The following is an 11,371-nucleotide window of genomic DNA, read 5'->3' as shown; positions in this document are numbered from 1 at the left end:
GCGACGGGGCGGATGCTGGGCAAGGGTGGCGACCTGGCAGTTGCAGTAGCCGACCCGAGATCAGGCGATCAGCCCCAAATCAGGTCGATTTCGCGGATTTCGGCCTGATGTCAGGCTGATCGCCTGAGCCTGAGCCTGAGCCTGAGCCTGAGCCTGAGCCTGAGCCTGAGCCTGAGCCTGAGCCTGAGCCTGAGCCTGAGCCTGAGCCTGAGCCTGAGCCTGAGCCTGAGCCTGAGCCTGAGCCTGAGCCTGAGCCTGAGCCTGAGCCTGAGCCTGAGCCTGAGCTGAGCTGAGCTGAGCTGAGCTGAGCTGAGCTGAGCTGAGCTGAGCTGAGCTGAGCTGAGCCGAGCCGAGCCGAGCCGAGCCGAGCCGAGCCGAGCCGAGCCGAGCCGAGCGGGGCGGGGCCTGGCGGGGCCGGCCGGGCGGGCTGGGCGGGAAGGCGTCGGATGCTGGGCTGGGCGAGCGCGAAGCAGTTGGCTGCCCGCATGAGCCTCCCTGCATCCTGATATCCTGATCGGCTCGCCACATGGTGGGCGGAAGGAAACCACTGTGGGCTACATCGATGTCAGCGCGATCTCGCTGACCCTCCCCGACGGCCGTCCCCTGCTCGACGAGGCCACGTTCCGCGTCGGCGCCGGCAAGACCAGCGCACTGATCGGCCCGAACGGCGCCGGTAAGACGACGATGCTGCGGATCATCCGCGGCGATCTCGCCCCGGATGCCGGTGTCGTCACGATCGACGGATCACTCGGCGTCATGGACCAGTTCGTCGGCCATGGCCACGCCGGAACCGTGCACGATCTGCTCGTGCGGGTGGCGCCGGCCCGCATCCGCGTCGCAGCCGAAGCTCTCGAGGCATCCGAGAACGCGCTCATCGAGGACGACACCGAGCGCAACCAGATGACGTACGCCACGGCGATCGCCGATTACGCGGACGCCGGCGGCTACGAGCACGAGACCGTCTGGGATCAGTGCACCATCTCAGCCCTCGGCGTGCCGTACGAGCGGGCGCGGTTCCGTGATCTCGACACCCTCTCGGGCGGCGAGCAGAAGCGCCTGGCGCTCGAGGCGCTGCTGCGAGGACCAGACGACGTGCTGCTGCTGGACGAGCCGGACAACTACCTCGACGTGCCTGGCAAGCGCTGGCTGGAGGGGCGCCTGCGCGAGAGCGCGAAGACGGTGCTGCTGGTCTCGCACGACCGCGAACTGCTCGCCAGGGCCGCTGATCGCATCATCACCCTGGAGCCAGGAGGAGCGGGCGCGAGCGCCTGGGTGCACGGCGGCGGCTTCGCCACATACCACCAGGCCCGCACCGACCGGATGGACCGGCTCGACGAGCTGCGTCGGCGCTGGGATGAACAGCACGAGAAGCTGAAGACCCTCGTCGCCAACCTCAAGGTCAAGGCCTCGGCCAACGACGGCTTCGCCTCGCGCTACCAGGCCGCCCAGACCCGGCTGCGCAAGTTCGAAGAGGCGGGCCCGCCAGAGGAGCGCCCGCCGGCGCAGGACTTCGACATGCGCTTGCGCGGTGCCCGCACCGGCAAACGCGCGATCGTGAGCACCAGGCTCGAGCTCACCGGACTCATGAAGCCCTTCGACGCCGAGGTCTGGTTCGGCGACCGGGTCGCGGTGCTCGGTTCGAACGGGTCGGGCAAGTCGCACTTCCTGCGGCTGCTGGCGCGCGGCGGCAGCGATCCCGATCCGACGCTCGGCCACCTCACGGCAGCATCCGAGGATCTGGCGGCTGTGCCGCACACCGGAACCGCCGTGCTCGGCGCTCGCGTCGTTCCGGGACTGTTCGCGCAGACGCACGCGCATCCGGAGTTCGCCAGGCGCACGCTGCTCGAGATCCTGCATCGGGGTGACGACCGTCGCGCCGGCATGCCGCGCGACGCGGCGAGCTCGGCGCTGGATCGCTACGGGCTGGTGAAGCAGGCGCAGCAGGCGTTCGACCAGCTCTCCGGCGGGCAGCAGGCGCGGTTCCAGGTGCTGCTGCTCGAGCTCAGCGGGGCGACCCTGCTGCTGCTCGACGAGCCCACTGACAACCTCGACCTGGAGTCGGCCGAGGCCCTGGAGCAGGCCATCGCCCGCTTCGAGGGCACCGTGCTCGCCGTCACCCACGACCGGTGGTTCGCCCGCTCGTTCGACCGCTTCCTCGTCTTCGGCGAGGACGGCGAGGTGTACGAGTCGGATGCGCCGGTGTGGGACGAGCGCCGGGTGGTGCGCCAGCGGTGAGTGGATGCCCGGCACCGGGCATCCACCGCCTTCGGTGCGCCGACGGAGGTGACGCCCGAGATCAGGCGATCGGCTCCGCGTCAGGCCGATTCTCGAGGACTCGTCCTGCTTTCGGGGTGATCGCCTGATCCGGGCCGGTCGGAGGAGTCGGATGCCAGGCGCCGAGCATCCGAGATCGCGCCGGCCCGTCGGCGGCCCTCATAGACCCGCCGGGTAGGCTGTACCCGTGAGCATGGACATCGAGATCGGCCGAGGCAAGCGCGCGCGCCGCGCATATACGTTCGACGACATCGCGGTGGTTCCGTCGCGGCGCACTCGCAACCCTGAGGACGTGTCGACGGCCTGGACGATCGACGCCTTCTCGTTCGACATCCCCGTCATCGGGGCCCCGATGGACTCGGTGGTCAGCCCGCAGACGGCGATCATGCTCGGTCAGCTCGGTGGCCTCGGCGTGCTCGACCTCGAGGGCCTGTGGACCCGCTACGAGAACCCGCAGCCGCTGCTCGACGAGATCGCCTCGCTGCCTGCCGAGACGGCCACCGTCCGCATGCAGCAGCTGTACGCCGAGCCGATCAAACCCGAGCTCATCAAGCAGCGTCTGTCCGAGATTCGCGAGGCAGGCGTCACCGTCGCCGGCTCCCTCACCCCGCAGCGCACGCAGGAGCTGTACGAGACCGTCGTCGCCGCCGGCGTCGACCTGTTCGTGATCCGCGGCACCACGGTCTCGGCCGAGCACGTCTCCAGCGTCGCCCAGCCGCTGAACCTGAAGAAGTTCATCTACGACCTCGACGTGCCCGTCATCGTCGGCGGAGCATCGACGTACACGGCGGCGCTGCACCTGATGCGCACCGGAGCAGCAGGCGTGCTCGTCGGCTTCGGCGGGGGAGCGGCATCCACCACGCGGGTGACCCTCGGCATCCACGCCCCGATGGCGACCGCCGTCTCTGACGTCGCCGCGGCGCGCCGCGACTACCTCGACGAATCAGGCGGACGCTACGTGCACGTCATCGCCGACGGCGGCGTCGGCACCTCGGGCGACATGGTCAAGGCCCTCGCGATGGGTGCGGATGCCGTGATGCTCGGCGTCACGCTGTCGCGTGCGTCGGATGCCCCAGGGCAGGGCTTCCACTGGGGCGCCGAGGCGCACCACGCGCAGCTGCCGCGCGGCCGTCGTGTCGCCGTCGACCGCGTCGCGAACCTCGAGGAGATCCTGTACGGACCGGCGCCTGTCGCCGACGGCACCGCGAATCTGATCGGGGCGCTGCGCAAGTCGATGGCCACCACCGGATACTCCGACCTCAAGGAGTTCCAGCGGGTCGAGGTCGTGCTCGCACCGTACGAGCTGGGATGACGACGCCAGAGCCGCTCGCGCCGCAGCAGTTCCCGCCCACGCTGCGCGAGGTCATGCTGCGCGGCCGCTGGATCGGCGTGCTCGTGCTGTGTCTGGTCGTGGCAGGTGTGTTCGCCTGGCTCGGCCAGTGGCAGCTGGCGCGCGCGATCGACACCGACCCGCCCGCGCCTGGAGCCACCGAGCAGGTGCGCCCTCTGACCGACGTCGTCGAGCCGGGGGAGTACCTCGACGAGTCGCTGGGCGGGCAGCGCGTGGAGACCGCAGGCACCTGGGTCGCCGAGGACTTCATCATCGTCTCGTCTCGCGCGAACGACGGTGCTGAGGGGTACTGGGTCACCGGGCAGCTGCGCGTCGACGAGCGCACCTCGATCGCCGTGGCGCTCGGCTGGGCCGCGACGCGCGAAGAGGCGGATGCTGCCGCCGAGGCGCTCTCGTCCGGCGCTGGTTCCACTCCGGTCGAGATCACCGGCCGGATCATCGACGACGAGGGCGTGCAGCTCCCGCCGCGCGACGACGTGATGCGGTTGGACCGGATGTCTCCGGCCGCACTGCTGAGCCGCTGGCACGATGTCGATCAGCTGGGCGTGTACCGCCCGTACCTGGCATCCATCGAGGCGCCGGAGGGACTGGTCGACATCAGCTCGCCCGCCCCCGAGATCAAGTCGCCGATCAACTGGCTGAACATCTTCTACGCGGCCGAATGGGCCATCTTCGCCGGCTTCGCTTTCTACCTCTGGTACCGCCTCGCGCGCGATGCGTGGGAGCGCGAGGTCGAGGAGTTCGAGGACGCCGCAGCGGCCTGATCGGATGCTGTTCGCCGGCCGTTCATCTCGGTGACCGCTTGGTGACGGATCGGTGCCCGTTGACCGACGGATCGGTGCCCGAACACAGAACACCCTTGCCGGATGTCACCGGGGCGCTCTATGGTCACATTCATGCGCGTGCGCCTGGGGCACGCGCCTGCCACGGATCCACAAGATCCGCGACTGGACCCTGATCGAGGAGACAGCAACGATGATGCCCGACCCCCGGGACGCGAGCCACCAGGCTCCCCTCCCACGCCACAGGAGCCGGGGGCGCATCAGCGCTCTCGCGCTGACCACCGCTTGCGCAGTGAGCTTCGGAACGCTGATAACAGCGCCCGCATTCGCCGACACCACCGGAACGGGGGTCGTCATCAATGAGGCGTACCTGTCCGGTGGCAGCGCCGGCGCCGCGTTCAAGAACAAATTCGTCGAACTGTACAACCCGACCGATGCCGCGATCACGCTTGACGGCATGTCGCTGCAGTACCGATCGGCTACGGGGTCCGGCGCCTCGAACGGCACGATCGCCCTGACCGGCACGATCGCGTCGAAGGGCTACTACCTCGTTCAGGCGAACAGCAACGGCCCTGCCGGCAGTGACCTGCCGGCCGCCGACAAGGTCAGCTCGCTGACACCGAGCGGCACCACCGGCACCCTCGCGCTCGTGAACGGCACCGCCGCCGTCACGCTGCCGACGGGATCTGTCGTCGGCGATGTGGCCACCGGATCGAATGTCATCGATCTGCTCGGCTACGGCACCTCGAACACGTTCGAAGGCGCTGTCGCGGGGGCCCCGTCCAGCAATACCGACGTCAAGTCGCTGAACCGCACCGGCGGCAAGGACACCGACGTCAACAAGGACGACTTCTCGCTGTCGGCATCGATCACCCCGACCAACGCGAAGGGCGAGACCGGCGGCACGGACCCCGGCCCTGGCCCCGATCCCGACCCCGCCGTGAAGGCAACGATCGCCGAGGTGCAGGGCACCGGTGGCATCTCGCCTCTGGACGGCAAGGTCGTCGCCGTCGAGGGTGTCATCACCGCCGACTACCGCGCCGGCGGCTACGACGGCATCGTGATCCAGACCGCGGGCTCCGGCGGCGCCACCGACAAGACGCCTGGTGCTTCGGACGGCGTCTTCGTCTTCCTGGGCGGCAAGACCGTGCCAGGCGCGATCGGCGACCTCGTCTCGGTCACGGGAACGGTCACCGAGCGGTTCCTGCAGACGCAGATCACTCCGAAGGCGGCAGCCGATGTCAAGGTCGTGACCGCCGCCGTCGGCGTCCCGGCACTGACGCCGCTGCCGACCTCGGTCGTGGGCAATGCGCGCGAGGCGTACGAGAACATGCTCGTCGCACCGACGGGTGACTACGCCGTGGCATCCAGCCACCAGCTGTTCAACTTCGGCACGCTCTGGCTGAACCCTGGCACGCTGAACGTGAAGAGCACCGAGCTGAAGCAGCCGGGTGCCGGGGCTGACGCGATAGCCGCGTCCAACCGCGCCGACCGCATCTTCCTCGACGACGGCTACAACATCCAGATCAGCAACAGCGCGCATCCGGGTGACCAGCCCTACTTCACCAAGGACGTCGTGGTGCGAAACGGCGATGTCGTCGACTTCGGCACGAAGGGCTTCGTGCTGCAGTACGGCTTCGACGACTGGCGCCTGCAGCCGACGATGCCGCTGAGCAGCGAGTCGCCGGCGACGGCCAAGGTCGCATTCACGGTGAAGAATCCGCGCCCTGCTGCACCGTCAGTGGGCGGGGATCTGCAGGTCGCCTCGTTCAACGTGTACAACTACTTCACGACGCTCAAGTCTGAGAACCCGGATGCCCGTGGCGCAAGCAACGCCGCGCAGTTCGCGATCCAGAAGTCGAAGATCGTCGCGGCGATCAACGGGCTCGACGCCGAGATCGTCTCGCTGATGGAGATCGAGAACTCGGTCAAGTTCGGCAAGCCGGCTGACACCGCGCTCAAGGACCTCGTGAGCGGACTCAACGCGGCCGCTGGTCGCGAGGTGTGGGCGTACGTTCCGACCCCGAAGGCGCTGCACAACGCGGCGACGACCGACTTCATCACCAACGCGATCATCTACAAGAAGCGTGATGTGAAGACGGTCGGCGACAGCTCGACGGTCAGCGACGAGAGCGTGTGGGACATCGCCCGCGAGCCCATCGCGCAGACGTTCAAGTTCAAGAACAGGACGTTCACCGTCGTCGCGAACCACTTCAAGTCGAAGGGTGGCGATGGAGCGGAGCCGGCTGACGGGCAGGGCCTTTTCAACGCCGAGCGCGTCGAGCAGGCGCAGTCGGTGCTGGCATTCACCGAACAGCTGGCGAAGAAGTCCCGCAGCGACGACATGCTGCTGATCGGCGACTTCAACGCGTACAGCGAAGAGGACCCGATCGACGTGTTCACCGACGCCGGATGGAGTGACCTGGTCGCTGACAAGACCGCCGGCCAGTACACCTACACCTTCGACGGCGAGCTCGGCTCTCTCGATCACGTGATCGCGTCCCCATCGCTGAAGGCATCCGTCGCCGGGGCCGGCGTCTGGGGCATCAACTCCCCGGAGTGGAGCGATCGCGGATACGCATTCGGCGCCACGGAGACCGGCACCCCGTACCGCTCCAGCGATCACGACCCGATCCTCGTCGGCATCGCCCAGAAGGAGAAGGACGTTCCGATCAGCATCGACATCGCCACGATCAACGACTTCCACGGTCGGATCGAAGCGGACGGCGCTGCTGCAGGCGCGGCGGTGCTCGCCGGCGCGGTAGAGCGCGTGCGCGATGAGAACCCGAACACGATCTTCGCCGCAGCTGGCGACCTGATCGGCGCCTCGACGTTCACATCGTTCATCAACAACGACGAACCGACGATCGACGCGCTCAACGCGGCCGGCCTCGACGTGAGCGCCGCCGGCAACCACGAGTTCGATCAGGGCTGGGAAGACCTGCGCGACCGCGTGCAGGACCGCGCGGACTGGGAGTACATCTCGTCGAACGTCTTCCTCACCGAGACGGGTGAGCCCGCTCTGGCGCCGTCCTGGGTGAAGGAGATCGACGGCGTGCGGGTCGGATTCATCGGTGCCGTCACCGAAGAGCTCGGCTCGCTGGTGTCACCCGAGGGCATCAAGGACCTCGAGGTGCGCAGCATCGTGGACTCCGTGAACGACGTCGCCGACGACCTCACCGATGGCAGGACCTCCAACGGAGAGGCTGATGTGATCATCCTCCTCGTTCATGAGGGCGCTGCCACCACCGACGCGTCGAGCATCACGCGCGACTCGCCGCTGGGTGAGATCGTCTACGGCGTCGATCGCGACGTGGATGCCATCGTCTCGGCGCACACGCACCTCGCGTACAACCATGTGATCAACGGTCGCCCGGTCGTCTCGGCGGGGCAGTACGGCGAGAACCTCGGCGTGATGAACCTGCAGGTCGAGAAGAAGAACAAGAACAAGGTCAAGCTGCTGTCGATCGAGAACGAGATCCGTCCGCTGGCGGGCAAGTACCCGGCCGACCCTGAGGTGCAGGCGATCGTCGACCAGGCCAAGAAGGAGGCGGACGTCCTCGGCGCGATCAAGGTCGGAGACATCGCAGGCGACTTCAACCGCGCAAGGCAGACCGACCCGAAGGTCGAGAACCGCGGCGGCGAGTCGACGATCGGCAACTTCGTCGCCGATGTGCAGCAGTGGGCGACCGGTGCGGATATCGCCCTGATGAACCCCGGCGGCATCCGTGCCAACCTCAGTTACGCGTCTTCGGGCGCAGCATCCGATCCAGACGGCAACGTGACCTACCGTGAGGCGGCGACGGTGCAGCCGTTCGCCAACACGCTGGTCACGCTGCAGCTGACAGGGGCGCAGCTGAAGTCCGTGCTCGAGGAGCAGTGGCAGCCGGCCGGCGCAAGCCGTCCGTTCCTGAAACTGGGGCTGTCGAAGGGCCTGTCGTACACGTACGACCCGACGGGCGCGGCCGGCAGTCGCATCACGGCGATCACGCTCAACGGTGCGGCGATCGACCCGGCGGCGTCGTACTCGGTCGCAGCGAACTCGTTCCTCGCGGCCGGTGGTGACAACTTCTCCACATTCCAGGCGGGGACGAACAAGAAGGACACCGGCAAGATCGACCTGCAGTCCATGGTCGACTGGTTCGCGGCGAACGCGGCCGACCCGGCATCCGCCGCGGTGCCCGACCTCGTGCAGCGCGCCGTCGGCGTGACGGTGACTCCGGCCGCCAGCAGCTACCAGGCGGGCCAATCGGTCACCGTGCAGCTGTCGTCGCTGTCGTTCAGCGCCGGCGAGCAGAAGCCCACCGAGGTCGGCTTCGCGATCGGCGACACGCAGCTGGGCACGGCCAGCGTGGACTCGGCCATCGTCGACGCCTTCGACGAGGCGGGGAAGGTGACGTTCACCTTCACCGTCCCGGCCGATGCCGCCGGCAAGACGCTGGTCGCCACGCCGAACGTCGGCGGGCCGGTGACGCTGCCCCTGGTGTTCGCGGGCACCGGCGGTGGGAATGGTGACGGTGACGGTGGCGGCAACGGTGACGGTGGTGGCGACGGCGGTGGCGGCGGTGCCGGCAGCGTCTTCGACCAGATCATCAACTGGCTGCTGGATTTCCTCGCCCGCTGGCGTTGAGTTCAGCGATCACACGGTGAGGCCGTCGGGAGCAATCCCGGCGGCCTTCGCCGTGCGCGGCAGCGGGCCGACGACCGTGCGGCCGAAGCCGCCCTGGTCGGCGGCTAGAATGGAGGGCATGCCCGAGCCCAGAGTCGCCAGCTTTCCGGCGATCCGCGGAGCGCTGAAGTTCTATCAGATCGCTTCGATCATCACCGGCGTCATGCTGCTGCTGCTCGTCGCCGAGATGGTGCTGAAGTACACGCCGATCCGCCTCGAACTCTTCCTCGGAGGATCCGGTGGATTCCTCTGGTTCGCCGACGTCGTCGAAGGCCCCGACGGACTCGAGTCGACCGGAGACGGGATCAACCTGTCGCTGAGCATCCTCGTCGTGCACGGCTGGTTCTACGTCGTGTACCTCTTCGCCTGCTTCCGGATGTGGAGCATGATGCGCTGGCCGTTCCTGCGGTTCATCCTGCTCGCGCTCGGCGGCGTCATCCCGTTCCTGTCCTTCATCATGGAGGCGCGGGTCGCCCGCGACGTGAAGGCCTACCTTGCGAAGCGCGAAGCGGCAGCATCCATTGCCTCAGGCGACGCCGGTGCCGCCGCTGATCCCCAGATCTCAACCACCACGGAAGGTGCCCGGTGACCGAGCAGACCGAGACCCAGCAGCGCCCAGCGCTCGTCGTCGACTTCGGCGCGCAGTACGCGCAGCTGATCGCCCGCCGCGTCCGCGAGGCGGGCGTCTACAGCGAGATCGTGCCGCACACGGCCACGGCCGAGGAGATCGCGGCGAAGAACCCCGTCGCGCTGATCCTCTCAGGTGGACCGTCGTCGGTGTACGAGGACGGCGCCCCGAAGCTCGACCCGGCCGTGTTCGAGCTGGGCGTGCCGACGCTCGGCATCTGCTACGGATTCCAATACATGGCCCAGACCCTCGGCGGCGAGGTCGCCAACACCGGACTGCGTGAGTACGGGGCCACCGACGCGCACATCGCGGCGGGGGAGAGCACCCTGCTGGGCGGACAGCCCGCCGAGCAGAACGTGTGGATGAGCCACGGCGATCAGGTCGCCCGCGCCCCCGAGGGCTTCGAGGTGCTCGCCACCACCGACGCCACCAAGGTCGCGGCGTTCGCCGATGAGAGCCGGGGGTTCTACGGGGTGCAGTGGCACCCCGAGGTCAAGCACTCCGACCATGGCCAGGCGATCATCGAGAACTTCCTGCACAAGGGTGCAGGCCTGCCCGCCGACTGGAACAGCGACAACGTGATCGCCGAGCAGCTCGAGCGCATCCGCGAGCAGGTGGGCGATGCCCGCGTCATCTCGGCGCTGTCCGGCGGCGTCGACTCCGCCGTCTCGACCGCTCTGGTGCACAAGGCCATCGGCGACCAGCTCACCGCGGTCTTCGTCGACCACGGTCTGCTGCGCAAGGGCGAGCGCGAGCAGGTCGAGAAGGACTACGTCGAGTCCACCGGCGTGCGCCTCATCACGGTCGACGCCGTCGACACGTTCCTCGGTCACCTCGAAGGCGTCACCGACCCTGAGACCAAGCGCAAGATCATCGGCCGCGAGTTCATCCGCGCGTTCGAGCAGGTGCAGCGCGACCTCGTCGACGAGGCCAAAGCCACTGGTGGCGCCCCGGTGAAGTTCCTCGTGCAGGGCACCCTGTACCCCGACGTCGTCGAATCAGGCGGCGGCGCCGGCACCGCGAACATCAAGTCGCACCACAACGTGGGCGGTCTGCCCGATGACCTCGACTTCGACCTCGTCGAGCCGCTGCGCGCCCTGTTCAAGGACGAGGTCCGCGCGATCGGCCGCGAGCTCGGCATTCCGGAGGCGATCGTCGGACGCCAGCCCTTCCCGGGCCCCGGCCTCGGCATCCGCATCATCGGCGAGGTGACCCGCGAGCGTCTCGACATCCTGCGCGAGGCCGACGCCATCGCCCGCGAGGAGCTCACCAAGGCCGGCCTCGACCAGACGATCTGGCAGTGCCCCGTGGTGCTGCTCGCTGACGTCCGCTCGGTGGGCGTGCAGGGGGATGGCCGCACCTACGGGCATCCGATCGTGCTGCGACCGGTGTCATCGGAAGATGCCATGACCGCCGATTGGACCCGCCTGCCGTACGACGTGCTGTCGAAGATCTCGAACCGCATCACCAACGAGGTGCGCGAGGTCAACCGCGTCGTGCTCGACGTGACGTCGAAGCCGCCGGCAACCATCGAGTGGGAGTGAGAGAAGGGGTCGCGAGAGCGGCCCCTTCTTCGTTCCGGCGGCAGCAGCTGTACTCACGCGCCGGAACCTCACACGGAAAGAATTTCAGAGAAGTTTCTCGCGGATGTCGATCCTGGCCTTTCT

The 11,371-nt window shown here is 68.1% G+C and carries 6 protein-coding genes; all 6 read left to right on the top strand.

Annotation, left to right across the window (positions count from 1 at the left end; all coding sequences use genetic code 11):
- Window positions 1-549: 549 nt before the first annotated feature.
- Complete coding sequence (locus MNR00_RS12915; protein ID WP_241926324.1) at window positions 550-2,235, top strand: ATP-binding cassette domain-containing protein; 1,686 nt, start codon at window positions 550-552, stop codon at window positions 2,233-2,235.
- A 232-nt stretch (window positions 2,236-2,467) separates the two neighbouring features.
- Window positions 2,468-3,586, top strand: a complete 1,119-nt coding sequence (locus MNR00_RS12910; RefSeq protein WP_241928849.1) for a GuaB3 family IMP dehydrogenase-related protein — start codon at window positions 2,468-2,470, stop codon at window positions 3,584-3,586.
- Window positions 3,583-4,389 carry an SURF1 family cytochrome oxidase biogenesis protein gene (locus tag MNR00_RS12905; protein ID WP_241926323.1) on the top strand — a complete coding sequence of 269 codons (807 nt, stop codon included), beginning with the start codon at window positions 3,583-3,585 and terminating at the stop codon, window positions 4,387-4,389. The genes MNR00_RS12910 and MNR00_RS12905 overlap by 4 nt, the downstream gene beginning before the upstream one ends.
- Before the next feature lie 310 nt (window positions 4,390-4,699).
- A complete protein-coding gene (locus tag MNR00_RS12900; protein ID WP_241926322.1) occupies window positions 4,700-9,037 on the top strand; it encodes an ExeM/NucH family extracellular endonuclease in 4,338 nt (1,445 codons plus the stop codon).
- A 118-nt stretch (window positions 9,038-9,155) separates the two neighbouring features.
- The gene (locus tag MNR00_RS12895) at window positions 9,156-9,665 is read left to right on the top strand and encodes a DUF3817 domain-containing protein (RefSeq protein ID WP_241926321.1); all 510 of its coding nucleotides are present in this window, start codon (window positions 9,156-9,158) and stop codon (window positions 9,663-9,665) included.
- Entirely contained in the window at window positions 9,662-11,248 is a 1,587-nt protein-coding gene (gene guaA / locus MNR00_RS12890; protein WP_241926320.1) for a glutamine-hydrolyzing GMP synthase, read from the top strand. The genes MNR00_RS12895 and guaA overlap by 4 nt, the downstream gene beginning before the upstream one ends.
- Window positions 11,249-11,371 lie beyond the last annotated feature (123 nt).

This window comes from Microbacterium sp. H1-D42, from assembly GCF_022637555.1.
Taxonomy (GTDB): domain Bacteria; phylum Actinomycetota; class Actinomycetes; order Actinomycetales; family Microbacteriaceae; genus Microbacterium.
The sequence above is the reverse complement of the archived record's forward strand: the minus strand, read 5'-3'. Positions and strand labels throughout refer to the sequence as shown.